Raw genomic sequence first — 25,329 nt, 5'->3', positions numbered from 1 at the left:
CACTACTATTTGTCCTTATGAGCCCCTGCGAGTGTGTATGCTTCCAATTGTTCTAAGCATACAGCCTTCATATCGGATTGCTGTTGATAGGCTTGGAACCACTCCACTGTTTTCTCCAGCGCCCTCTCCACACTCCATATCGGCTGCCAGCCCAATGCTCGCCTTGCCTTCGAGCTATCAAGGCTGAGATTAGTAGCTTCGTGAGGATTGCTCCCTTCTGCCAATTCATAGAAATCATTTACTCCCCAGAGTGTGCCTATCTTCTTAACGAGCCACTCCACACTTTTCACACCATCGTCATTAGGTCCAAAATTCCACGCTTCCCCGAATTTAGTTCCGCGCTCCACCATCTGCTCAACCAACAACAAATACCCTTGCAACGGTTCAAGTACATGCTGCCAGGGACGTGTCGCAACTGGATTGCGTATGGGAAGCTTATTTCCCTCCATTAATGCTCTTATACAGTCGGGAATAATTCGATCCTCCGACCAGTCTCCCCCACCGATCACGTTACCCGCTCTTGCTGTCGCAATGCTGAGTCCGTGAGAAGCATAGTCCTTGGGGTTGAAATAACTATCTCGGAACATAGAAGTGGCAAGCTCCGCACAAGCTTTACTATTCGAATAAGGATCAAAACCGCCAAGTCTATCATTTTCACGGTAGCCCCATGTCCATTCCTGATTTTCGTAGCATTTGTCCGTTGTGATATTAAGCACCGCTTGTATGTGTACTCCTTCAGCTACGGCCGTTCGAACAGCATCGAGCAGATTAACGGTTCCAAGAACGTTCACTTCAAAGGTTTCAACCGGATTCAAATAAGAATATCTAACAAGCGGTTGAGCGGCCATATGGATAATGACGTCGGGCTGCGTATCTTGTATCGTTCGAAGTAAAGATTCCCGATCTCGAATATCAGCTATAACGGATCGAATAGAATGCTCAAGGCCGCTCAAGGCATATAGACTCGGAGCACTTGCAGGCTGTAGTGCGTAGCCAGTCACGTTAGCTCCCATCACTTGAAGCCATAAACTGAGCCAGCTTCCCTTAAAGCCTGTATGCCCTGTAAGCAGCACCTTTTTTTTCGACCAGAAACCATTGTTAGGCATCACTTCTCATCCATTCCTTTTCCAGGAGGCTTTGCCCGTTTTCCACAGCTCCTCCAAATAGTTTTTGTCACGAAGGGTATCCATCGGATGCCAAAAGCCTGTGTGATGGTAAGCCATCAATTGTGCAGCTTTCGCTAGAGACTCAAGCGGTTCTTTTTCCCATACCGTTGCATCACCATCAATATAGTCAAATACATCTGGCTGCAAGACAAAAAAACCACCATTTACCCATCCGCCGTCACCCTGAGGTTTTTCTACGAATCCTAGCACCTGTCCCTCGGTTGTAACCTGTAAGGCTCCGAACCGCCCAAGAGGCTGTGTCGCGGTCACCGTCGCCAACTTTCCATGCGATTTATGAAATTCCACCAGCTTTCGAATATCCAAATCAGAAAGGCCGTCCCCATAAGTAAGCATAAACGGCTCCTTACCCACATATTTCTGGACTCGCTTCAATCTTCCACCTGTCATCGTGTCTAGCCCTGTGTCCACTAATGTTACTTTCCAGGGATCGATATATCGGTTATGAACGGTGATCTCGTTTGTTTTACTGCCGAAATCGAAGGTCACATCTGAACCATATAAATAATAATGGGCGAAGTATTCTTTAATCACATTTGCTTTATATCCCAGACAAATAATAAACTCACGAAATCCGTATTTTGAATAAATATCCATGACATGCCATAGAATCGGTTTATCTCCAATTTCGATCATTGGCTTAGGTTTCAAATGTGTTTCTTCGCTGATCCTCGTTCCGAAGCCTCCGGCAAAGATGACTACCTTCATGATGAAGAACTCCCTTTCAGAAGCGTATGAAAAACATTCACGACGTGCTGCAGCATTTCCTGAGTAAGCCCCGGATACACACCAATCCAGAAGGTCATCTTCATAATCCGCTCTGTATTATGCAGCTCACCGACGATACGGCAGTTAATATCTTGATAAGCAGGCTGACGAAGGAGGTTTCCAGCGAATAACAGCCGAGTACCAATACGATGCTTTTCCAATGCTTGCACAAGCTCATTACGTGATAAAGGCGATTCTTCACGTAGAGTAATTGGAAATCCAAACCAGCTTGGATCGCTTCCCTCGGTCGCTTCGGGGAGAATGAGCACATCCTCCAGTGGCTTCAACGCCGCTTTAAGAAAGCTGAAATTTTGCTTTCTCTGGGCGATGAACCCATCTAGCTTCTTCAACTGAGCGACACCGATGGCCGCCTGCATGTCCGTAACCTTCAAGTTGTAACCAATATGGCTGTACGTATATTTATGATCATAGCCGCAAGGAAGCTCCCCGAGCTGCCACTGAAATCTTTTACCGCAGGTGTTATCTTTACCGGGATCACACCAGCAATCTCTTCCCCAATCCCGGAACGATTCTACAATTTTCTTCAGCTTTGGTGAAGAGGTCAGTACCGCCCCTCCCTCTCCCATCGTAAGGTGATGCGCTGGATAGAAGCTAACTGTCGCTAAATCCCCGAATGATCCTACCCTCTTTCCTTGAAACATCGTACCTACTGCATCACACGTATCTTCTATGAGCCACAAGCCATGCTGATCCGCAATCCGTTTGACCTCATCGACTCGAAATGAATTACCAAGTGTATGTGCGATGACAATTGCCTTGGTTTTGCTACTGATTGCTGCTTCCAACAACGTGGTATCCAAATTGTAAGTAGGAATATCCACATCCAAAAAAACGGGGACCAGCCCGTATTGAATAATGGGATTTACCGTTGTGGGAAACCCGGCAGCAACCGTTATAACTTCATCACCTGGACGGAGCCTGCGCTCCCCAAGCTGCGGAGAGGTAAGTGTAGCTAAGGCCAACAAGTTGGCACTGGAGCCTGAGTTTGTTAGGAGTGCAAACCTGCAATTCATGAACTTAGCAAATTCACGCTCGAACTGTCGGGCATAACGGTCTGTAGTCAAGCAAAAATCAAGGGAAGCATCAACCAAGGATGTTACCTCATCTTGATCGAACACCTTTCCGCTAACAGGAATATAATCTTCACCTGGTCGAAATGCCTTTTGCGGCCACTTCTTTGCGTGGTATGCGGCTGATAGCTCCAAAATTTGCTTCCTAAGACTTTGATCCGACAAATCCATCTTTGATGAATCCTCCTACACTTACAAAATTTATTGGATAAAATCTTATTTTTCGCAAATAGCAATAAACTCTTCTTCTGGTATATGCCTATCACTGCAAATATTTAACCTATTTATTGAGATCAAAAGCTGAATGAACATATTTATGATTGCACCCTATATGATTTATATAGGGAAATAAAGCCGTAAGAGGGGATTTACTAATCATCAATAGCATTCAAGGGAGGCGCCAAATGACAACGTACATCACGCCTGAACTAGCCGCTCGGTTTCAGCAATTCGGGAGCCATACCTATATTCAAAGCGGTGGTACCTTCGATCACCCTGAGCGGATAGCAATCGGTCATGGCATATTTATACGCGCTCCTTATTCGATAAATGTTATAGAGAGCGACAACAAGTCTACTGCAATCCTTCTAGGGGACGGCTGCCAGATTAATCCTGGGCTCACGATTACCGCCAATAACAGTGTTAAATTGGGCCGTAACGTGCTTATAGGTCCCCATGTCCACATTCATGACGAGGTTAACAAGCAGATCCATATTGGTGAAGGCGCTTGGATCGGCGCGAATGCCACCCTGTCAGGTGATGTACGCATTGGCACCGGCAGCGTCGTCAGACCGAATAGCGTTGTTGTAAGCAATGTTCCTGACTATTGCGTAGTAGCCGGAAATCCAGCTGCAATTGTTGAAATCTTCGATGTGTCTTCAAGCAAATGGATCGCTGTTTCTGGAAGTATGCACGCGAATACGCTTCTCGCCGTACGCCGTCAGCATCCCCTTCTATCTATATGCATTCCGACGTATAATCGCGCGCCCCATCTTGAGCAATGTCTGCAATCGATCTATTCGCAAATCGGGAACAACGAATTAATTGAGGTCATCGTGTCCGATAACGCTTCTAACGATGCAACTGCTGAAATAGCCAATCGATATGCTTCTCTTTATTCGAATATGAGAGTTGTGCGTAACGAAGAGAACATCGGTGCGGATCGCAATATATTCCAAGTTATGAATCTGGCACAAGGTAAATTTGTCAAATTGCAGGGTGATGATGATTTCTACGTAGACGGCACAATACTGCCACTGTTGCATGTTCTTCACAGCCATGGTGATTGCGGAATCGTTCAAATCTTCGTAAGAAACGGCGACGGGAGAATTTGGACCGGCGAGGGGATGAGTGCTTATCTTAATGCAACATCCATTTATGCCACCTTTATTACATCGATTGTTCTACGACGCGAGGATCTAGTGAAGCTTGAGGAGCCCGCACTATTCCTTCACTCCTCTTTTAATCAGCTCTATCTGCAATATGCGATTCTGGAAAATAATCCACGATTCTGCGTTATGAATTGCGGCATGTTTACTTACGCTGGTCTTTCTTCGGATGAATACAATTTTGCCGAGATCATCTTTCGGAGCTACCAGTCGATCCTGCAGCATTTCGTAGGCAGAGGATTGTCACAGGACGACATTAATCGAGAAAAGAAACAGACGCTCTTCGGCTACGCCATTCCATGGTTCAGAGAAATAATTACGACGAAAATGATTGCAGATACGGATCGATTCGAGGAAATCTATTCCGAGCTTTATCAAGATGAACCTTATTATGATGAAGCTCTAGCTATCATCGTTTCCATTCGACAGCTTCAAGCCTAGCTTAATTTGTCTGCCTTGCTGCAAGGCAAAGCTAGCAAAAAAGACACGAAGAAAGAGCATAGATTCTTGTCTATGCCTCTTCTTCGTGTCGATTTCTTAATAGTGTTCTCTACATCGGCAATGGCTATGTCTTCTTCGATGTGGGCAACACTTCTTGACAGCGCACTTTTTCCTTGGATGTACAGGAGTGCACCTCCTTGAATTCTCACACCGTATAATAATATGAATATGTTTGCACATGGAATTCCCTCCTCACAGACGTTTGGTACATACTATGCGTGAGGAGATTTTTGGTATAGGCCTTTACTTTATGCTGCTCTAACCAATTTGCATAATCGTCAGTGAAGCGCCGATTGTCCCGTTGCTAGCTGTCGTCGTATTCGTGGCTTGATCATTAAACATCTGCAGTATGTTAGCGCCGGGCCCAGTGTTCAGTATGAATGCGCCGGACAGCTGCGTATCGACACCTACGGAGCCTCCGTTGCCGACATGGCTTCCAAAAAGTGGAACACCGTTCAAGCGAAGCGCAAAAGCAATCCCTCCAGTCGGGAGCTGAAATCCTTCCAGATAGCTGGCTATCCAATATATACTGTTCGGACTCAAACTAATATCTGGAGATCCAGGTGTGAAGGATATTCCCGTTCCGTTTAAGTTTATTGTCGTATCGAACACATAAGACGATCCTGGTGTAATGGTTTGTTGAGTAAAGCTACCTACTTTGATGTTGTTGGAGGTAAATGTGCCACCTGTAACCCCGGTGGCCCCTGTTATTCCTGCTGTCCCAGTCGCTCCCGTCGCTCCTGTTGCTCCGGTGGTTCCTGTTCCCGTGCCTGCTGGCCCTGTTGCTCCTGTCGCTCCGGTCGTTCCTGTTATCCCCGCTGTACCTGTCGCTCCGGTTGCTCCGGTGGTCCCAGTTCCTGATCCTGCTGGCCCTGTTGCTCCAGTCGCTCCTGTAGCTCCGGTAGCTCCGGTGCCAGTAGACCCCGCTATAGAGCTAAACTCCAAGACCTTCTCCAGTTTAGATTGGAGAAGCATTTCCGTCTTTATCGTATCCTGCAGCGTAGCACGAACACTCTCGTTAACCGTTAGCAAATCACTGATTGTGACTGGTGTACTCAGCCCCGGCAACGTGCCGATTGCGAACTGAATTTTCTCGGCTTCAGCGTTGATGATATGACTGAGTCCCAGCTCCTCCAATGCGATGGATGCAAGCAGCAGGTTCAGAGTGTCATCTCTTGTTATAGTAATACTGGGCGTAATATTAGGAATACTCGCTTGTGACAATGTACTTTCACACTCCTTCGTTAGTTGATGTGGCATGAACTTCTAAACAACATCTCTGAATGACAAAATTCATTAATCTATTCTTATGCACAGGATGCATGAAAGAAATCATGTCCGCACTATCCCTCCATAAGAACTTCCTCGAACACACTTTAACCTCACATTTCCCCACCACCCTCTCGCCATCGTCGCAAATTGCTACTATAATTCCCCTTTCCCCTGCCAACCTCCCGCCATCGTCGCAAAATGCAACTATAACCTCCCTTTTCCCCACCAACCTCCCGCCATCGTTGCAAAATGCAACTATAATCCCTCATTTCCCCACCAACCCTTCGCCATCGTCGCAAAATGCAACTTTAACCTCCCATTTCCCCACCACCCTCTCGCCATCGTCGCAAATTGCTACTATAATTCCCCTTTCCCCAGTAACCTCCCGCCATCGTCGCAAAATGCAACTATAACCTCCCATTACCCCAGTAACCTCTCGCCATTAGTCGCGTTGATTGGAGCTAGCAGCCGTAAAGGCAATATTTATGCTTTAATTCCTCATAAACAAAAAACAAGATACCCATCCTCAAAAAATGAGGATAAGCACCTTGTTTTTAGATGACCTTTCCAGTACCCCCGGGCACCCGGCACGCTGTTTCTTCTGCATAGGTTCCCGGTCTTTGCTCCATTCAGGTTTATTCCACAAACCGCTCATAATTACAGCCTTTTCCGTATAAATATGGCAATGATAACCCGTTCCCAGCCCCTACATAAAAGGAGATGTTTCTATTGCCAACCCTTTCCCTCTGCATGATTGTCAAAAATGAGGAGGCGAACATTGAACGCTGTCTGACAAGCGTGAAACCGTTCGCGGATGAATTGATCGTCGTCGATACAGGATCGACTGATCGGACAATTGAACTGTGCCAAGCGGCAGGAGCCCAAGTATATACGTTCGAATGGAACAATAATTTTGCCGATGCGCGGAATTATAGTCTTGATCAGGCGACCGGAGACTGGATTCTATGGATGGACGCAGATGAAGTGCTGGATGGTTCAGCGGCAGCAGACTGGAAAGAACAATTGGCCGCAGAAACCGATTCCGTGTTAAACGTTCATCTGATCAATTACATCGGTGAAGAAACTAACCCGAACGAGACGTTTCATATCGCCCACACCCGGTTGTTCCGCAACCGGATCGGCTTACGTTTCCTATACCATATACATGAAACATTGAACGTTGAAGAGGTATTCATCAATGATCATGCTCTCAGTAGGATCAAGCTGCATGATGGACTAACCATCCATCACTATGGCTACCTCCAAGAGTACACCACAGCAAAGAAAAAAAATGAACGAAACCTAGTTATGCTGCTGCATGAGCTAACTGTGGAGAACAACAACCCGTGGACGGAATATCATCTAGCCAGTGAATATTATCGACTCGGCAAATTCGAACAAGCGTACGAATTCGTTAATTTGTCCATCGCCCGCTTCCTGAAGAACGACAAATTGCCACCCTCACTCCTGTACAAATTGAAATATTCTTGCCTCATTTCGGTCGGAAGTGTTGAAGGTATCCCCTCCGCCATCGATAAAGCGATAAAGTTATATCCCGATTATGTAGATTTGTATTTCTTCAAAGGAGTAGCCTTATACATTAGTAAGCTATATACACTGGCGCTCGATGTATTCGAGCAATGCCTTCTCATGGGAGAAGACAACATCAATCATTTGACCCTTAGAGGCTCGGGTAGCTTTCATGCCTGGTACTACAAAGGGGGCTGCTTAGAGAAGCTGGGAAAAACAGAGCTAGCGATAAATGCTTATAAAGAAGCTCTTAGTCTCTACCCTAACTACACCCATGCCCAAGAAGCTCTGGATAGCTTAACGATGCCTTTGAAGCAATTGGAGAAGAAAGGGTGAACGACTTGCTCAGGATCAGCTTGTGCATGATTGTCAAGGATGAGCAAGAAACGTTGGAGCGTTGCTTGTCTTCGGTTCAGGGAATCGTGGATGAGATCAACATCATTGATACGGGCTCTACAGACAAAACAAAGCAGATTGCTGAAAAATTCACACAGCGCATTTATGATTTCCCTTGGATCGACGACTTCGCTGCGGCACGTAATTTCGCCTTTGCACAAGCAACGGAAGACTATATTCTGTGGCTCGACGCTGACGATATATTGGAAGAAAAGGATCGTCTGAAATTCATAACCCTCAAGCAGCAATTGAATAAAGGTACGGATAGTGTCATGATGCCTTATCATCTTACTCTTGACAATAAGGGCAAGCCCGGATTCAGCCTACGCCGTAACAGGCTTGTCCGGCGGGATTGCCAATTCCGCTGGGAAGGAGCGGTACATGAAGTCCTTATCGTCAGTGGTACAATCCTCCAAAGTGATATCGCTATCACTCACCACAAGAAAGAGATGCATACTGACCGCAATTTGCGTATTTTCCGTCAACGAAAGCAAGCGAATCTGACATTCAGTCCACGAGACTTGTACTATTATGCCAATGAGCTAAGAGATCACGATTTCCCTGAGGAGGCCGCTGCGACCTACGAGCAGTTCCTTGCGACGAAGCAAGGATGGATAGAGGATTGTTTCCACGCCTGCATGGGCATGGCGGACTGCTATAGCAAGTTAAATCTAGAGGCGGAATCCGTAAGAGCCTTGCTCCTCTCCCTTAAGTACGGTACCCCGAGAGCAGAAATGTGCTGTCGTCTGGGATTGATATTTCTGGAATCTAACCGACTGGAACAAGCTATTTACTGGTATAACACCGCCACTCGGCTTGGCCGGCCCGATCAATATCTGGGCCCGATTGTTAGTGACTATTGGACATGGATCCCCCATGCACAATTAAGTATTTGCTACGATCAGATGGGACAATGGGCGAAAGCTCAGCTGCACAATGAAATGGCCTCTTTCCATAACCCCGAACATCCTGGCATTCAAAATAACCGAAAGTATTTTGGACAAAAGATAATAGAAATGACTTTATCCGCAAGCCTATCCTTGTGAGTCAAGCCTTACATGATATACGTCATAATTAATCATATCTCTCATAGTCTTTACATGTGCCTTGAAGTGTAAGAGCATGGTTTCGATAAACGATCACATCCTACCAAGGAGGTGACCGCAAGAGGTCAAGATTGCCTTTCTGTTCATAGGCTTTGTCAGACGTGGCACATGTTTTTCAAAAAAAAATAGAGGTGATCATCATTTCTCAAGCGAACATTCCGAATATTACACCGACTATTTCCATCACCGTCGGGCAAACAGTAGCCTTGTTACTTGCTTCCATTGCTCTTGAAGAACTCGCCCTAGCACATATCTTAAATTCCGAGGCAGAGAAAATTCAATTCGTTCTGGGAACGCTGCCTGGTGTTACTCCGCCTGGTGCCACCATTTCGAACGTTCTTGCCATTAATGAAAGTGTGAGATCAACAATGCAAGATGTCATTAAAACCGAAATACTACTGCAGTTCAAGCTGGAAAACATACTTAGCAACATACCCCTTACATTATAAACCTTCATACTCATCAGCTAACTTGACAGGGTTTGCCGCTCGCCCCCTCTTAGCAAACTAAAATTAATGATGAGGTGATTGTAATTTCTCAAGCGAACATTCCGAACATTACACCGACTATTTCCATCACTGTGGGGCAAACAGTAGCCTTGTTGCTTTCTTCCATTGCACTTGAAGAACTCGCTCTAGCACATATCTTAAATTCCGAAGCAGAGAAAATTCAATACGTCCTGGGAACGCTACCCGGTGTTACACCACCTGGTGCCACCATCTCAAACGTCCTTGCCATTAATCGCAGTGTAAGGTCAACGATGATGGATGTCATCAAAACCGAAATACTGCTGCAGTTCAAGTTGGAAAATATCGTTAACAATATTCCCATTACGCATTAAAGCTACGGTTAGTTAGAGTTAATCTCTATCAGCGGCAAACTGACAATGTTTGCCGCCCTCTAACTATCTACATAACCTTCTCCATTCCAGCATATTATTAAGAAGTTTTTGTTACCTAAGAAAGAGGTGAACGCTAATGTCCATGCCTAACGTTCCAGATATAAGACCCGAAATTACACTTAAACGGGATGAAGCTCTCAACCTACTTCTTACTTCAATCGCGTTAGAAGAAATTGGTTTGTCTCATATTATTAATGCGGAAGGCGAGAAAATTCAACGTTTTGTCAAAGACCACTGTGTAGATTTAAATGATGTCTTGAAAATTAACCGTAGCGTTGAAATCATGCTGCGTAATGTCATAAAGAATCAAATGCTCCTGCAGTTTAAACTGGAGGATATTATCCGGTTGGAAGAGATGATGACTCACGAATTCGAAGTTTTTGAGGAATAAAGATACCACTAATTCCTGAATCTGATGCCAAGGAGGTATGCTGATGCATGATGAGGATCATCTGAACCGTCCCGGGTCCTTGAATGATGCACTTTCTCAATTAGTAAAATCCATTGCAATAGAGGAAGAAGCGCTAGCTACCCTGATGAAAGCAGAAGCAGATAAAACACTTGCCTTTGTAGGAAAAGAACGAGAACTGCCTACACAGCCTTCCAGCTTAGAATTTATTCAATTCAATCAAACAGTATCAAAAGTACTTGATTCAATATTGATGGCTGAATGGATGCTAATGAAAAAAATCGAATCTGTCATGCAGTTCCAGCACCTCACACCAACATCAGGGCTGAATATTACCTCTAAAAACAAAGCTGGCTACCCTTCCCCATTCGAAAATGAACAGCAAGTCCATATATATAATGAATCTGATGATATTGATTACTAACGGGGTGACGATAATGCTACATAGAGAGGTCACGAAAAGTAAGCAAGGATTGCTAATGCTTGTCGGGGCCGTTGTACAATTAATTCAAACCTCCACCGCGATCGATTTAGACCATATGTTCAAACGAGAAATCAGTCTCTTGGCTTACCACAGAACTAAGCAAACGGAATTGCTAAATCAACTCTATGAAGTTTTCCTCTCACGAATAAATGCTTTATCCACTTACGAGCAGCCCTCTCCCTCCGCTTCCGACAGCAAAGAACTGGAAATAATGGAGGCGTCCTTAAGAGAATTGCTTACAGGATTATTAAAAAAAGAGGAGGAGCCTCAGCTTCCGGCAGATCATATTGTCCTAAACGAACCAATCGAAGCGGAACCTGAGGATACTGCTCAATCAAAAGAGATGACTAAGAACCCCACTAGTCCCTTTCTATACTTGAGTAAACAGGATATTAAGAAAACAACCAAGCAAAGAAATAAAAGAGACGCTAATACCTTTGAAATTCAAATTGGCTCCCAGGCTTACAAGGGCTTTCTCTGATCTATGGATAAACACGATTACAGAGGAGAAATTCGCATGCCAAATGATACTCTGATACAAGTTTCAGGCAGTAGCTACGCATGGTCGGGAAAATATGCAGTAGGAATTTATTTTCATAAGGAAACTAAAACAGCCTATTTACTTGATAGCGGCCCGAATCAAAGAACAGCAGAAATGATCGATCACCAGATCACTAATAAAGGATATCAAGTCGCAGCAATTATCCATTCACATGGCCATTTTGTGAACACGGGGGGAAGCTCTTACTTTAGGAAGCATTACCCTGAGCTTCGTAGCTACGCCTCCCCCCTGTCAGCACCATTTATCAACTCCCCCTCCTTGCTTGCACCAATAAGCGCCAATTCCCATGCGCAGCATTCAAACACAGAATTATTAGAACGATCGGATTCAACTGCAATAACCGATATCATTCCTTACCAGGATGGCGTGCTTGAGATCAACGGCATCCCTTTTACCGTTCACACACTGCCGGGACACTTTCCCGGAATGATTGGTGTCCAGACACCGGATCAAGTTCTCTATTGTGCTGATGCTCTATTCGGTTCGTCAACATTATCCAAGCAAAAGCTACTTTTTTTCATGGAGACAAGCGAAGCAAAGCAATCTCTAGAAAAGCTGAAAACCCTTCATGCTAGGCAATACGTCATCTATCACGGAGGTATTTATAGAAGTATTTCTGAGTTAATTGAAGAAAATATAAACCTCGTGGATAATGCTTATTCTGAAGTGTTATCGTTAATCGAACAACAATGGCAGACCATAGAAAGCTTGACACAGCGCATGATGAGTAAATATGAATTTGAAAACATTGAACAACAATATGACTTGGCATATACCATCACGCAGTCGTATGTAAGACAATTATTAAATGAGGGCAAGGTTGCTCGGTTGGTCAGAAACGGCATACTGTTCTACAAAAATAATAATATTTAGAGGTTTCCTGCAGATTTTCTCCTTCCGCTTCGTGTTAGGTAACTACAGTCGGGACAAGCAAGAGCATGCCAATCTCTTTCATAAGCTTTATCAAGTAGTCTCTATCCTTGGTAGCACAGGGTGGGGACTATTAGCCTTTTAATTTTTAATGGCGTACCTTCGTCTCATTTATTACATATGATATGTGCAAGCTAAAACTAAGCGTGAAAGGATGATATTGTTGTCTCAGGCAAATATCCCTAATATAACACCAAGCATTACTGTGACGAGAGATGATGCACTGAATCTCTTGTTAGCGTCGATTGCCATTGAAGAATTAGGCTTAGGACATATCATTAATGCCGAAGCGGAGAAAATCCAATATACCGTTGGGACTCTACCAGGACTTACTACACCGGCTAGCATCTCAGATTTACTGGCTATTGATCTAAGTGTGAAAAGCACGATGCAGGAATTGATAAAAAAAGAAATGCTCCTCCAATTTAAACTTGAAAGCGTCTTGGCTGCACCATCCTTCTCAGGACCAACTGGCCCAACTGGGGCTACTGGACCTGCAGGAGGTCCAATTGGACCTACAGGCCTAACTGGGGCTACTGGAGCTACTGGAGATCCCGGAGCCACTGGGGCGACTGGTGCCATTGGCGCTACCGGAGCCACTGGGGCGACTGGTGCCATTGGCGCTACCGGAGCCACTGGGGCGACTGGAGATCCCGGAGCCATTGGAGCTACTGGAGCCACTGGCGTCACCGGAGTTACCGGAGTCACTGGTGTTACTGGCGTCACTGGGGTCACTGGTGTTACTGGCGTTACTGGCGTCACTGGTGTTACTGGTGTTACTGGTGTTACTGGCGTCACTGGCGTCACCGGAGTCACCGGAGTCACTGGGGTTACCGGCGTTACTGGCGTTACTGGCGTCACTGGGGTCACTGGGGTCACTGGGGTCACTGGGGTCACTGGGGTCACTGGGGTCACTGGGGTCACTGGGGTCACTGGGGTCACTGGGGTCACTGGTATAGCCGGATCTGGTGCAATCATCCCGTTCGCCTCGGGGATTCCAACAACCTTAACTACTATTCTTGGTGGATTAGTAGGCACAACGAGCCTAGTAGGCTTCGGTTCCTCTATTGCAGGTGTCAGCCTCTTAGGTGGTGGTGCCATCGACTTGACTGGTGCTGCGGGCACGCTGCTCAACTTTGCATTTTCAGTACCTCGGGCAGGAACGATTACGAGTATTGCCGCTTACTTCAGTGTAACGACTGGTCTTTCAATAATCGGCTCATCTCTTACAATTTCAGCGCAATTGTACAGTTCAACAACACCTAATAACACCTTAACACCAATTCCAGGAGCAGTTGTTACTTTGACACCATCACTTACTGGACTTATTTCGCTCGGCGATATCACTAATGGCCTGACTACCGGTTTGTCCATTCCTGTAACCCCACAAACTCGTCTACTCATGGTCTTCTCAGCAACAGCTACTGGTTTAAGCTTGGTTAACACTATTATAGGATATGCTAGCGCAGGCGTTGCTATCAGCTAATACTTGCATATACAAGTTCTTCGGAATAATAATGGAGGGCTGTCCCTACGATCTGAATAGATCCGGATACCCCTCCATTTTTGTAAGATATGTCCTTTCTATCCTTGGTGCCTTGTGTTGGTCCACATAATCTTCTCCATACAAACATATGATTGATGGAATAGGCTTGGGGGGGAAGACTTATGCATGATCAGAATCACCTGAACCATTCGAGGTCCTTGAATGATGCGCTTTCTCAATTAGTAAAATCTATCGCAATCGAGGAAGAAGCGCTAGCTACCCTGATGCGGGCAGAGGCAGATAAAACACTCGCTTTTGTAGGGAAAGAGAGAGACCTCCCTACCCAGCCTTCAACCTCCGAATTTATCCAATTTAATCAAACCGTAACACAAATACTTGATTCTATATTGATGGCTGAATGGATAATGATGAAAAAAATCGACACCGTGATGCAGTTCCAGCAACTCGCACAACCATCTAACCTAAAAAATACGTCTAATAAAAGTGTTGATTCACAAGGGCCCTACGATTCCTCTTTCGAAAATAAATACAATGCCAATCATTACAATGAACTCGATGATATTGATTACTAAAAACCCTAATAACTAAGCCTTTTTAAATACCGCTAGGCAATCTGCTCTTTGTGTAAAGCGTTTTTAATTGTGACAAGCTCAACTTGCTTTATTAGTAGCCCCTTCCTCGTACAAGATGGGGACTATTTTACTTTACTGGACTACTACCCTTATTGCGGTGAATTCCAGCTCCTTAATTTGGGGGAATCCTAGCACGTTCATTAACATAAGATGTACGTGTGCGTACCATAACCATATGTGAGAGGATGATATTATTTGTCACAAGCGAATATTCCGAATATAACTCCCAATATTACCCTTACAAGAGATAACGCACTAAATCTATTGTTAGCATCGATTGCCCTTGAAGAACTAGGCTTAGGACACATCATTAATGCCGAAGCCGAAAAAATTCAATACGCCGTTGGGACTCTCCCAGGACTTACTGTGCCGGCTTCAATCAATGACTTACTCACCATTGATGCAAGTGTAAGAAGCACTATGCAGGAAGTGATCAAGAAAGAAATGCTTCTCCAATTTAAACTGGAGAGCGTTCTAGCTGCTCCGTCTTCATCCTCAGGAGGAGCAACTGGAGCTACCGGTGCTACAGGTACCACTGGGGCAACTGGACCAACTGGTGTCACTGGAGCAATTGGAGCAACCGGGGCAACTGGAGTGACTGGACCAACTGGTGGAACGGGTCCTGTAGTAACAGCAAATAGCGCAGATATCGGTTTTCTAGGCACATTTACAACATTGAATACCCCAGTTCCGCTGAATGTGAATTATTCGATTAATGGTTCAGATATCACACATGTTTCCGGCACAACAGATATATTTTTAGCACAAGGCCATATTTACCATATTGTCTACACCTTTGAAGGCGTCCCTACAAGTGGCGGAGGTTTGCAAGGCTCCTTGCTGCTTAACACCGTCTTGGTCCCAGGCAGTGAAGCTAATAATCAAGCGGCTTCTAATCCCATCTCAGAAATCGCAGTAGGCGTATCAATTATTACTACAACCGGCATTGCACCAAGCTTACTTCAAATTAACAATGTCACTGGAGAATCCATTACAAGAATTCGAATCAATATTATAAAAATCGCCTAATAACTATAACAAAGATGCGACTCGTTAGTTGAACCTAACGAGTCGCATTTTCATGTCGTTTATATTGGTTTATTTGTAAATGTTAAGTCAGTTCATGGATGGACCAGACAACCCCAGCTGAGGTTGAGCTACCTAAATCTAATGAGACTGTCAGCCCATTAGCTACATAAAAGAGCCCAATTACATCTCCTGCATTGAGGGTAACTTCACCCGCCAAAGTTACTGCCGAATTTCCAAGTATAGCTCTTAGTGTTAATACTACTGCAACGTTGACATTTAAGATAGGAAACAGTCCGCTTATTAGATTGGTAACTGTAGGCGATGTTCTTTGGACAACAAATGAAGGATTAATTCCAGCTCCAAGTGTAACGGTTATTGCTGCGGTAGTAGAATAATTTATTGTTGCTAAAATAGTATATCTACCTGTTGTTGGCACGGTATAATTTCCATTAGTGGCGTTAAAGCTAGGACCGCTATAATAAGGGCTTGTTACGGTCCAGTTAGCTAGCTGTGTGCTAGCAGCAATGACAAGAGAGGGAATAAAGGCCGAGAAACCTTCTACAGCAAAATTGGGGCCTGTTACCCCTGTAACTCCTGTGACTCCTGTTACCCCTGTTACCCCTGTTACCCCTGTTACCCCTGTTACCCCTGTTACTCCTGTTACTCCTGTTACTCCTGTTACTCCTGTTACTCCTGTTACTCCTGTTACTCCTGTTACTCCTGTTACTCCTGTTACTCCTGTTACTCCTGTTACTCCTGTTACTCCTGTTACTCCTGTTACTCCTGTTACTCCTGTTACTCCTGTTACTCCTGTTACTCCTGTTACTCCTGTTACTCCTGTTACTCCTGTTGCTCCTGTAACTCCTGTGACTCCTGTGACTCCTGTGACTCCTGTGACTCCTGTGACTCCTGTGACTCCTGTGACTCCTGTGGCTCCTGTGGCTCCTGTGGCTCCTGTGGCTCCTGTGGCTCCTGTGGCTCCTGTGGCTCCGGTGCCTCCTGTGGCTCCTGTGGCTCCTGTTTCTCCTGTGGCTCCTGTCGTTCCTGTGGCTCCTGTGACTCCTGTGGCTCCTGTGGCTCCTGTGACTCCTGTGGCTCCTGTGGCTCCTGTTTCTCCAGTTATCCCTGTTGCTCCCGTTGCCCCCGTTGCCCCTGTTGCTCCGGTGGCTCCTGTGGCTCCTGTTGCTCCGGTGGCTCCTGTAACTCCTGTAACTCCTGTAACTCCTGTGACTCCTGTGACTCCTGTGGCTCCGGTGGCTCCGGTGCCTCCTGTTGCTCCTGTGGCTCCGGTGCCTCCTGTTGCTCCTGTGGCTCCTGTTGCTCCTGTGGTCCCTGTTGCTCCTGTGGTCCCTGTTGCTCCTGTTGCTCCTGTGGCTCCTGTTGCCCCAGTTTCTCCCGTGGTCCCTGTTGCTCCGGTTGCTCCCGTTGCTCCGGTTGTCCCTGTTGCCCCTGTTGCTCCGGTGGCTCCTGTTGCTCCAGTTTCTCCTGTTGCTCCAGTTTCTCCGGTTGTCCCTGTGGCTCCTGTTGCTCCTGTTGTCCCTGTAGCTCCCGTTGCCCCTGTTGCTCCGGTGCCTCCAGTTTCTCCTGTTGCTCCTGTTGCTCCCGTTGCTCCTGTTGCTCCCGTTGCTCCGGTTACTCCTGTTGCCCCAGTTTCTCCTGTTGCCCCTGTTGCTCCTGTTGTACCTGTTGCTCCCGTTGCTCCTGTTGCTCCTGTTGCTCCTGTTGCCCCTGTTGCTCCTGTTGTACCTGTTGCTCCCGTTGCTCCTGTTGCTCCTGTTGCTCCTGTTGCTCCTGTTGCTCCTGTTGCTCCGGTTGCTCCCGTTGCTCCTGTGTCTCCTGTTGCTCCGGTTACCCCAGTTACTCCAGTTACTCCTGTTGCTCCGGTTTCTCCTGTTGCTCCTGTGTCTCCTGTTGCTCCGGTTACCCCAGTTACTCCTGTTGCTCCGGTTGCTCCCGCTTCTCCCGTTACCCCAGTTGCTCCGGTTGCTCCTGTGTCTCCCGTTTCTCCTGTTGCTCCAGTTGCTCCAGTTACACCTGTTGCGCCTGTTGCTCCTGTGTCTCCGGTTGCACCCGTTGCCCCTGTATCACCTGTTGCTCCGGTTGCTCCGGTTTCTCCCGTTGCGCCTGTGTCTCCGGTTGCACCTGTGTCTCCCGTTGCTCCGGTTGTACCTGTTGTTCCCGTTACCCCAGTTGCTCCGGTGTCTCCCGTTGCTCCGATTGCTCCGGTTGCTCCGGTTGCTCCCGTTTCTCCTGTTGCTCCCGTTTCACCTGTTGCTCCCGTTTCTCCTGTGGCTCCTGTTGCTCCTGTCGCTCCTGTGGCTCCGGTGGCTCCCGTTTCACCTGTTACTCCGGTTGCTCCCGTTTCTCCTGTTGCTCCGGTGTCTCCTGTTACACCTGTTGCTCCGGTTGCTCCGATTGCTCCGGTTGCTCCCGTTTCTCCTGTTGCTCCTGTTGCTCCTGTTGCTCCGGTTGCTCCCGTTACCCCAGTTGCTCCGGTTGCTCCCGTTATTCCAGTTGCGCCTGTGTCACCTGTTGCTCCGGGTGCCCCTGTGTCTCCTGTTGCTCCCGTTTCTCCTGTTGCTCCTGTTGCTCCCGTTGCTCCAGTTACTCCAGTTGCTCCAGTTGCTCCAGTTACACCTGTTGCGCCTGTTGCGCCTGTTGCTCCTGTGTCTCCGGTTGCACCCGTTGCCCCTGTATCACCTGTTGCTCCGGTTGCTCCGGTTTCTCCCGTTGCGCCTGTGTCTCCGGTTGCACCTGTGTCTCCCGTTGCTCCGGTTACCCCAGTCGCTCCCGTTTCACCTGTTGCTCCAGTTGTACCTGTTGTTCCCGTTACCCCAGTTGCTCCGGTGTCTCCCGTTGCTCCGATTGCTCCGGTTGCTCCGGTTTCTCCTGTTGCTCCTGTTGCTCCTGTCGCTCCTGTGGCTCCGGTGGCTCCCGTTTCACCTGTTACTCCGGTTGCTCCCGTTTCTCCTGTTGCTCCGGTGTCTCCTGTTACACCTGTTGCTCCGGTTGCTCCGATTGCTCCGGTTGCTCCCGTTTCTCCTGTTGCTCCTGTTGCTCCTGTTGCTCCGGTTGCTCCCGTTACCCCAGTTGCTCCGGTTGCTCCCGTTATTCCAGTTGCGCCTGTGTCACCTGTTGCTCCGGGTGCCCCTGTGTCTCCTGTTGCTCCCGTTTCTCCTGTTGCTCCTGTTGCTCCTGTTGCTCCCGTTTCACCTGTTGCTCCTGTTGCTCCCGTTTCACCTGTTGCTCCCGTTTCTCCTGTTGCTCCTGTTGCTCCCGTTTCACCTGTTGCTCCTGTTGCTCCCGTTTCTCCTGTTGCTCCTGTTGCTCCCGTTTCTCCTGTTGCTCCTGTTGCTCCTGTTGCTCCTGTTGCCCCAGTTTCTCCTGTTGCTCCGGTGTCTCCCGTTGCGCCTGTTACTCCAGTTGCTCCGGTTGCACCTGTGTCTCCCGTTGCTCCGGTTACCCCAGTCGCTCCCGTTGCTCCGGTTACCCCAGTCGCTCCCGTTTCTCCTGTTGCTCCTGTCGCTCCTGTGGCTCCGGTGGCTCCGGTGGCTCCCGTTTCTCCTGTTACTCCGGTTGCTCCCGTTTCTCCTGTTGCTCCGGTGTCTCCTGTTACACCTGTTGCTCCGGTTGCTCCGACTGCTCCGGTTGCTCCCGTTTCTCCTGTTGCTCCTGTTGCTCCTGTTGCCCCAGTTTCTCCTGTTGCTCCCGTTGCTCCTGTTGCTCCTGTTGCTCCTGTTGCTCCTGTTGCTCCTGTTGCTCCTGTTGCCCCAGTTTCTCCTGTTGCTCCGGTGTCTCCCGTTGCGCCTGTTACTCCAGTTGCTCCGGTTGCACCTGTGTCTCCCGTTGCTCCGGTTACCCCAGTCGCTCCCGTTACTCCAGTTGCCCCTGTGTCACCTGTTGCTCCGATTTCTCCTGTTACCCCAGTTGCACCTGTGTCTCCTGTTGCTCCGGTTGCTCCTGTGTCTCCGGTTACCCCAGTTGCACCTGTTGCTCCGGTTGCTCCTGTCGCTCCTGTCGCTCCTGTGTCTCCAGTTACTCCCGTTTCTCCTGTTGCTCCTGTTGCTCCTGTTACTCCTGTTGCTCCGGTTGCTCCTGTCGCTCCTGTCTCTCCTGTTGCTCCTGTTGCTCCGGTTGCTCCTGTTACACCTGTTGCTCCTGTTGCTCCTGTGTTTCCTGTGACTCCGGTTGCTCCTGAAACACCCGTGGATCCAGTTAATCCTGTAACACCTGCTGCTCCCGTGTCCCCCGTTGCTCCTGTTGTTCCGGTTGTTCCTGTTGCTCCCGTTACCCCAGTTGCCCCTGTTACCCCAGTCGCTCCCGTTACTCCAGTTACCCCAGTCGCCCCTGTTACCCCAGTCGCTCCTGTTACACCAGTTGCCCCTGCTGTCGCTACTGCGGCCATAAAAATAACTTCATCCACAAGTATCCCTGCTGAACTTGCTAAAGGCGTCCTATTTATCGTTATTCGAGCAAATGCTGTATTTAAAGGAGCAACATCAGTTATACCCTCAAACACTTTCCAAGAAATTCCTTGTGCATCACTAAAAAATCCGACAGGAACATTTAGCAAAAGTCCAGTAGAAAGAAAACCTAATGCTGCATCTAGAAACTCAACCGTGAATGTAACTTGCGGACTTAAACCCGGTTGACTCTTTGCTAACGATATAGAAAGAAACATCCCTTCCCCTGGATTTCCAGGAACAACTTGCTGCAGAGCACTGATCGTGATTCCACCAAGCAACTCTGCACTTTGTATACCCACCTTAGATATAGGAGATAGAACCACATTAACTTCTGCCCAAGGAAGTATCCCCGTTTCAAAACTACCGTTAATAATCCGATTCTGAAGTTGTATCGTCAAAGCTTACACCTCACTCTAATTAAATAGAATCTACTAATTTCAGCGCATCTACTTCTAACGCATAAGCTGTTTATTGCAACTTGATTCATGATATGTATCTTTATTATTAGTGCTTGTATGATTGTCCACGATTAATTGGATAAACTAAAAAACTGAATTTCCGACCGACAAAACGAACCTACTTCCCTCTATTTACGTGGGATTACGGCCCCTCGCCATGTGTTTTTAGAAATCCAAGCAACAAATCATCCATAAGAAAAACCGTTAGGAAAGTTCATCCTGACGGTCTTTTGGAGTTTGTTTGATCAAAATCGCCGAAATCTGCAAACAGGTTGTCAATAGGGTCATTAGTTAGTAGAATAATGTGAATGTTAACAGGAGCTGGCTTAGTAAAATAATTATCGCCACATACGATCATTCTTCCGAGCAGTAAATCAGTAAAATCTTACACATAAGGATGGCTAAAATGAAAAGCATAGGATTACGATTACTATTAATTGTTCTTACACTCATTATTCTAAGCGGATGTACAATCACCGATTTCGAAAACAATACGCAACAAACAACACCAGTCACAACTGCGAGTGCAATTGTCCCCGATATACATATTGATGGAACTTACTCAACACCAGAGACTGTAGCCGAGTATATTCATCTGTATAAGAAATTGCCGGGAAACTTTATAACCAAGAAAGAAGCCACGGCCTTAGGATGGGAAAGCAATAAAGGTAACCTGTGGGAAATTACAGACAAGCAAAGCATTGGTGGGGACAACTTCGGAAATCGTGAAGGAAAGCTGCCGAGTATAAAAGGACGCAAGTGGTATGAATGTGATGTTAACTACAAAGGTGGATATCGGGGTTCGGAGAGAATATTGTATTCAAGTGACGACCTCATCTATTATACGAAAGACCATTACCAAACTTTTACCCAGCTTTATTAGGAGGACATGATAATGAAGCAAGTAACGTTGAATGGTGCGAAAATGGAATCCATTGAGGTCGCTCATAGCTATATAGCACGTAAACTTAGCTTCCCTAGCTACTACGGTCATAATTTAGATGCGCTGTGGGATGTACTGAGCTCAATTAATGAAAATTTGCATATTACGCTAGTTAACAATGATTTGCTTATCACGAGCTTAGGGGATTATGGGCGCAGCCTAGTTGACGTTTTTATCGAAGCTGCGCAAGAAAGTGACTGTGTACAGTTTGAGCTTGCGATTAAATAGTGACCTCTTTCTGTTGTGAATCTTAGCTTAAATTTTCGATTATCTGCAGAAGAAAAGAAGCCCCAACGTAGCAGGCTTCTCGAGAATGTAGGCTTACCTAAAATAACGTTATTAATCGTCTTTGTGATCCAGCATTCTTAGCAGCAGAACCGCTGCTTCCGCGCGTGTTGCCTCTCCCATTGGGATGAAGCGGTTGCCGCTGCGGCCACTGACAATACCTAGCTTGCGTGTCGCTTCGATTGCGCTTTTCGCCCATGCAGGGATGTTAGCGTCGTCGGCGAACGCGGTTGCCTTGTTCGTTTCAAGCGTAAGTCCGAGTGCATGCGCGATCATCGTCGCCATCTCGGCGCGGGTGATGCGTGCATTCGGTCGGAAGCTACCGTCTTTGTAGCCATTGACGATGCCTGCTTCTACCGCATACGCCACCGCTTCCTTCGCCCATACTCCAATTTTGTCTGCATCGATGAAGGTGAGGCTTGCATCCTTATGGTTCCGTGGGGACGTGTTAACGCTATGAATTGACTGCTTAGCATTGGCTAACATAACCACAAATTCAGCGCGGGTCACCGAATGATTCGGTCTGAACGTATCATCCGGATAACCGGAGGCAATTCCCTTTGTCGCCGCTTGCAAAATCATGACTTCCGCCCAATGTCCATCAATATCCGTAAAGGATATGGGCTGGTGCGGAGGCTCCTGTCCCTCTTTAATCCTTTTAACCGTCAGGGTATACGTCTTAGTCGCTCCATTCTCAGCCGTCACGAGGAATGTAAAAACGTTGTCACCCTCGTGCAGGTCAACTCGAATCCCGTCTTTAACCGTTTTACCCTGCAGGGTAACGTTCGCCGAAGAATGTACGGCTGTCCCTGTTAGATCCACCTGCAACGCTGCTGTTTCAACGCGATATTCAGTCGTATCCGCTGCAAATACAGGCGTTAACGGAATTGTCTTGCCGTCTGCACGTACAATGAGCTCACGTAAATGGGCGTCTCCCGACGGAATCCAGGCGCCACTGCTACTGCTTGTGCTAGTAACGTTAACTTCGACGGTAGTCGTTATGCCGCTATTAGATATCGTGATTGTCGTTGTGCCTACTTTCTTGGCTTCTATCAGCCCATCCGCTGTTACCGTTGCAATGGTTGGATCATTGCTCGTATAGGTGGTTCCTAAAGTTGGACTAGTTAAATCGTCCGTAGTCGTATCCGACAAAGTAGCCTTTACCGACAATTGTTGGGTCTTGTTTGCCTCTAGTCTCATATTGACTGGCGCAGGCAATGCCTTCAATTTGTCGAAGCTGAATACGTTAACTTGGACGGTAGTCGTTATGCCGCTGTTCGTTATCGTGATTGTCGTTGAGCCTACTTTCTTGGCTTCTATCAGCCCATCCGCTGTTACCATTGCAACTGTTGGATCATCGCTCGTATAGGTGGTTCCTAAAGTTGGGCTAGTTACATCGTCCGTAGTCGTATCCGACAAAGTAGCTTTTACCGACAATTGTTGGGTCTTGTTTGCCTCTAGTCTCATATTGACTGGCGCAGGCGATGCCTTCAATTTGTCGATCGCTGTTGCTAATCCTTGATATTCGTAGGCTCCCATATCGATCAGCGCCCCAACAATACGTGGGTTTCCACCAAAATCAGTATGGATGCCGGATAGATCCGGATTTTGTCCATTTTGTCCAGCAGCAAATACACTATTGTCCCCTTTGTTAATGGCAGGTGAATAGGACCTCAAACTGTAATCCCCTTGGAACATCGGATTTCTATCTATATTTCCGCGCCCATCAATTCCAAAAGCAGTGTTCCAATTACCACTGCCCCCAGATCCTTCGATGAGACTATGATTTAGGTTTGGCTTGGAAGGGGAATTAGGAACATCAGATTCATTAATGATGCCGTAACCACTTCCGCTGGTATTCCCCCAGATAATGCTGTTTCGTATGTTAGGATTACTCCCAACAAAGTTATATATCCCACCCCCAGCATCCGTAGCCTGATTGCCGCTGAGTGTAACATTCGTCAGGGTTGGGCTGCCACCGTTGTTGAACATCCCGCCCCCTTTAGTAGCTGTATTGCCGATTAAAATCACATTCGTCAAAGTTGGATTGCTACTAAAGTTAACCATCCCGCCGCCATTATCCGTAGCTGTATTGCCAGTTATCGTAACATTCGTTAAGGTTTGGCTGCTAGTACGCAGGTTAAACATCCCGCCGCCTGAACCAGAACTGTTGCCACTGATCGTCACATTCGTCAAGGAGGGGCTACTATCAAGGTTATAAACCCCTCCACCATTCTTATTAGCTACATTGCCGCTGAGCGTCACATTCGTCATAGCTGAACTGCAAGTGTAATTATACATCCCGCCGCCATAATCAGCTGTATTGCCGCTGATCGTAACATCCGTCATAGGTGGGCTGCTAGTGTTGTTATACATCCCGCCGCCATAATAAGCTGTATTCCCGCTAATCGTAACATCCGTCAAGGTTGGGCTGCTAGTGTAATTATACATCCCACCGCCAGCAAAAGCTGTATTGCCACTGAGCGTCACATCCGTCATAGATGGGCTTCTATTGTTATTATACATCCCGCCGCCATATTCAGCTGTATTGCCGCTAATCGTAACATTCGCCAAGGTTGGGCTGCTAGTGTTATTATACATCCCGCCGCCATATTCAGCTGTATTGCCGCTGATCATAACATCCGTCAAGGTTGGGCTGCTTTTTGAATAGTTATACAACCCGCCGCCGCCATAATCAGCTGTATTGCCGCTAATCGTAACATTCGCCAAGGTTGGGCTACTACTATCAATGTTCAACATCCCGCCGCCATTACTATCCATACCCCCACCATTTGCATTCCCACCAGTGATCGTCACGCCGTCCAGTAATGCAGTTTGATCTATACCATTGCTATAATTATGGAACACATGGTACGCTTTGTTCCCATCAATTCCGTCAAAATCCCCGCTTAATATCGTTTTATTGGTGGTATAATCGCGATCATCGAGTGAAAAATCTGAATCTTCATTCCCCTCGAATCCGCCGTATATGGCAACGCCGTTCTTCATTTCGAAATGGCGCTCACGCTCTATTCCTTTAGTAGGATAGTACGTTCCCGCAGCAATCCATATTTGTTCCCCGGCAATTGCCTTATCCAAGGCTAGCTGTAACGTCGCGACAGCCGTGGCCCAGCTTATCCCATCGTTCCCATCATTACCGCCATCTGTCGCCATTTTCACATAAATAATCGTTGGCCCAGCCGCCTTCGCCTTATGTATACCCAACCCCGGCCACAATCCGCCGAACAGCAAGACTACCGCCATGAATGCACTAAAACATTTACTCTTCCAATTCCCCACTTTTGATTCATCCTCTCGAGTAAATTCAATTTACCTGCAGTTTCGATAGCAAGTTCTAAGATGATCAACGTTATCTACTAGGCTTAAATATTTATTGTAATAGATAAAACAGTCCCCAATCTTAATGAAATCTTAATGGTTTTGGCGATAATGGATTTGACTATGGAAAATACAAAAAAGAAAAAAG

20 protein-coding genes are annotated in these 25,329 nt (G+C 46.9%); 14 read left to right on the top strand and 6 right to left on the bottom strand.

What is annotated here, in order from left to right:
* Window positions 1-5 precede the first annotated feature (5 nt).
* Genes rfbG through rfbH form a run of 3 tightly spaced genes read right to left on the bottom strand, consistent with a single transcriptional unit; the run spans window position 6 to window position 3,214 of the window.
* Entirely contained in the window at window positions 6-1,106 is a 1,101-nt protein-coding gene (rfbG, locus tag KCTCHS21_RS10370; RefSeq protein WP_130607422.1) for a CDP-glucose 4,6-dehydratase, read from the bottom strand.
* Window positions 1,107-1,112: 6 nt separating this feature from the next.
* Entirely contained in the window at window positions 1,113-1,892 is a 780-nt protein-coding gene (gene rfbF, locus KCTCHS21_RS10365) for a glucose-1-phosphate cytidylyltransferase (protein ID WP_130607420.1), read from the bottom strand.
* A complete protein-coding gene (gene rfbH, locus KCTCHS21_RS10360; RefSeq protein ID WP_130607418.1) occupies window positions 1,889-3,214 on the bottom strand; it encodes a lipopolysaccharide biosynthesis protein RfbH in 1,326 nt (441 codons plus the stop codon). The genes rfbF and rfbH overlap by 4 nt, the downstream gene beginning before the upstream one ends.
* Before the next feature lie 233 nt (window positions 3,215-3,447).
* Here rfbH and KCTCHS21_RS10355 point away from each other — a divergent pair, with 233 nt between their 5' ends.
* Window positions 3,448-4,872 (top strand): glycosyltransferase, encoded by a 1,425-nt coding sequence (locus tag KCTCHS21_RS10355; protein ID WP_130607416.1) that lies wholly within the window; start codon window positions 3,448-3,450, stop codon window positions 4,870-4,872.
* Between the two features lie 318 nt (window positions 4,873-5,190).
* Here the strand turns inward: KCTCHS21_RS10355 and KCTCHS21_RS31685 are convergent, their stop codons facing one another.
* Entirely contained in the window at window positions 5,191-6,192 is a 1,002-nt protein-coding gene (locus KCTCHS21_RS31685; protein ID WP_232058156.1) for an alpha-helical endospore appendage domain-containing protein, read from the bottom strand.
* Between the two features lie 762 nt (window positions 6,193-6,954).
* On the opposite strand from KCTCHS21_RS31685, the gene KCTCHS21_RS10345 reads away from it, so the two are divergent.
* From KCTCHS21_RS10345 to KCTCHS21_RS10295, 11 genes are all read left to right on the top strand, one after another.
* Window positions 6,955-8,070 carry a glycosyltransferase gene (locus KCTCHS21_RS10345; RefSeq protein ID WP_232058155.1) on the top strand — a complete coding sequence of 372 codons (1,116 nt, stop codon included), beginning with the start codon at window positions 6,955-6,957 and terminating at the stop codon, window positions 8,068-8,070.
* Window positions 8,067-9,176, top strand: coding sequence for a glycosyltransferase family 2 protein (locus KCTCHS21_RS10340; RefSeq protein ID WP_232058154.1), 1,110 nt, complete (start codon window positions 8,067-8,069; stop codon window positions 9,174-9,176). Before KCTCHS21_RS10345 ends, KCTCHS21_RS10340 begins: the two co-directional genes overlap by 4 nt.
* Window positions 9,177-9,376: 200 nt before the next feature.
* Entirely contained in the window at window positions 9,377-9,685 is a 309-nt protein-coding gene (locus KCTCHS21_RS10335) for an alpha-helical endospore appendage domain-containing protein (protein WP_130616447.1), read from the top strand.
* A gap of 83 nt (window positions 9,686-9,768) precedes the next feature.
* The gene (locus KCTCHS21_RS10330; RefSeq protein ID WP_130616446.1) at window positions 9,769-10,077 is read left to right on the top strand and encodes an alpha-helical endospore appendage domain-containing protein; all 309 of its coding nucleotides are present in this window, start codon (window positions 9,769-9,771) and stop codon (window positions 10,075-10,077) included.
* A gap of 136 nt (window positions 10,078-10,213) precedes the next feature.
* Window positions 10,214-10,528, top strand: coding sequence for an alpha-helical endospore appendage domain-containing protein (locus KCTCHS21_RS10325; protein WP_130607412.1), 315 nt, complete (start codon window positions 10,214-10,216; stop codon window positions 10,526-10,528).
* A gap of 43 nt (window positions 10,529-10,571) precedes the next feature.
* Window positions 10,572-10,970, top strand: coding sequence for an alpha-helical endospore appendage domain-containing protein (locus KCTCHS21_RS10320; protein ID WP_130607410.1), 399 nt, complete (start codon window positions 10,572-10,574; stop codon window positions 10,968-10,970).
* 13 nt (window positions 10,971-10,983) lie between these two features.
* Complete coding sequence (locus tag KCTCHS21_RS10315) at window positions 10,984-11,511, top strand: hypothetical protein (protein WP_130607408.1); 528 nt, start codon at window positions 10,984-10,986, stop codon at window positions 11,509-11,511.
* A gap of 36 nt (window positions 11,512-11,547) precedes the next feature.
* Complete coding sequence (locus tag KCTCHS21_RS10310) at window positions 11,548-12,465, top strand: MBL fold metallo-hydrolase (RefSeq protein ID WP_157994010.1); 918 nt, start codon at window positions 11,548-11,550, stop codon at window positions 12,463-12,465.
* A 211-nt stretch (window positions 12,466-12,676) separates the two neighbouring features.
* A complete protein-coding gene (locus tag KCTCHS21_RS10305; RefSeq protein WP_130616445.1) occupies window positions 12,677-14,008 on the top strand; it encodes an exosporium glycoprotein BclB-related protein in 1,332 nt (443 codons plus the stop codon).
* 182 nt (window positions 14,009-14,190) lie between these two features.
* Window positions 14,191-14,601 carry an alpha-helical endospore appendage domain-containing protein gene (locus KCTCHS21_RS10300; RefSeq protein ID WP_130607404.1) on the top strand — a complete coding sequence of 137 codons (411 nt, stop codon included), beginning with the start codon at window positions 14,191-14,193 and terminating at the stop codon, window positions 14,599-14,601.
* 255 nt (window positions 14,602-14,856) lie between these two features.
* Entirely contained in the window at window positions 14,857-15,690 is an 834-nt protein-coding gene (locus KCTCHS21_RS10295; RefSeq protein ID WP_130607402.1) for an alpha-helical endospore appendage domain-containing protein, read from the top strand.
* Between the two features lie 82 nt (window positions 15,691-15,772).
* Here the strand turns inward: KCTCHS21_RS10295 and KCTCHS21_RS31475 are convergent, their stop codons facing one another.
* Window positions 15,773-20,554: an NTTRR-F1 domain gene (locus tag KCTCHS21_RS31475; RefSeq protein ID WP_408621776.1), complete on the bottom strand. Its 4,782-nt coding sequence runs from the start codon at window positions 20,552-20,554 to the stop codon at window positions 15,773-15,775.
* A gap of 466 nt (window positions 20,555-21,020) precedes the next feature.
* Here KCTCHS21_RS31475 and KCTCHS21_RS10285 point away from each other — a divergent pair, with 466 nt between their 5' ends.
* A complete protein-coding gene (locus KCTCHS21_RS10285) occupies window positions 21,021-21,497 on the top strand; it encodes a ribonuclease domain-containing protein (RefSeq protein ID WP_130607400.1) in 477 nt (158 codons plus the stop codon).
* Window positions 21,498-21,509: 12 nt separating this feature from the next.
* Window positions 21,510-21,785, top strand: coding sequence for a barstar family protein (locus tag KCTCHS21_RS10280; RefSeq protein ID WP_157994009.1), 276 nt, complete (start codon window positions 21,510-21,512; stop codon window positions 21,783-21,785).
* 111 nt (window positions 21,786-21,896) lie between these two features.
* Here the strand turns inward: KCTCHS21_RS10280 and KCTCHS21_RS10275 are convergent, their stop codons facing one another.
* A complete protein-coding gene (locus KCTCHS21_RS10275) occupies window positions 21,897-25,106 on the bottom strand; it encodes an S-layer homology domain-containing protein (protein WP_162309305.1) in 3,210 nt (1,069 codons plus the stop codon).
* Between the last annotated feature and the right edge of the window lie 223 nt (window positions 25,107-25,329).

The organism is Cohnella abietis, assembly GCF_004295585.1.
Lineage (GTDB): Bacteria > Bacillota > Bacilli > Paenibacillales > Paenibacillaceae > Cohnella > Cohnella abietis.
The sequence above is the reverse complement of the archived record's forward strand: the minus strand, read 5'-3'. Positions and strand labels throughout refer to the sequence as shown.